Consider the following 915-nt stretch of genomic DNA (forward strand, 5'->3'; position numbering starts at 1 on the left):
TTGATGCTGTATGGGGTGAAATCTTCCGCCAAGGTTTGGTCTGCAATGCTACTTTCAACCACAGGCGTGTCGTTCACCGCATTCACGGTGACGTTGACCGTCGCTTGGTCAGTCAGTGAACCATCGGTAACGGTGTAAGTGATTTCAGCGTCACCATGGAAGTTCTCAGCTGGTGTGAACACCAATTTGCCATCAACAATTTCGACTTTACCTTGTGCTTCAGGTACAGACGCCGATTCAATCGACAGCGTATCACCATCAATATCAGTATCGTTTGGCAGGACATCAATCGTCACTGGCGTGTCTTCGTCAGTGACAGCGGTATCATCTTTTGCCACTGGCGCGTCATTCACTGGCGTGACATCGATGTTCACCGTGGTGAATTCCGATACCCCACCGGAGGTAACGATGTACGTGAAGCTGTCTGTACCGTGGAAGTTGTCGTTTGGCGTGTAAGTGACGTTGCCATCCGGGTTGACCGAGACCGTGCCGTTAGCTGGACCGTTATTGGTATCCAGCGACACCACTTTGTCGTCGCCTTCGAACGTGTCGTTATCTAAGACCTTAATGATGGTTGGCGTATCTTCCACAACCGTCGCTTTATCTGCCACGATATCCGCCACTGGCGCTACTGTGAAGTTCACCGTTTGGCTAACGCTCTCGCCGCTTGGATCGGTAGCCGTAAACGTCAGCGCTTCTGAGCCGTTCCAGTCCGCAGTTGGGCTAATGGTCGCGATGCCATTTTCAATCGACACCAACACGTTGCTGTTGCCGGACACTGAGAAGTTCAGTGCGGAGTCGCTGTCTTTAAATGCGTCGTTTAAATCAATCGTGTAGCTCGTAAAATCTTCTGCTAACACTTGATCTGAAATCACATTGTCGACTGTTGGTGCATCGTTAACGCGATTCACAATC

Annotated in this window: 1 protein-coding gene; it reads right to left on the bottom strand. The window is 50.5% G+C overall.

The annotated features are described in order from the left end of the window. Nucleotides 1-915 (bottom strand): tandem-95 repeat protein (locus R7F64_RS23780; protein ID WP_318072135.1); only part of this gene is annotated, 915 nt, incomplete at both ends.

Source organism: Vibrio sp. Vb1980 (assembly GCF_033338615.1).
Classification (GTDB): Bacteria; Pseudomonadota; Gammaproteobacteria; order Enterobacterales; family Vibrionaceae; genus Vibrio; species Vibrio alginolyticus.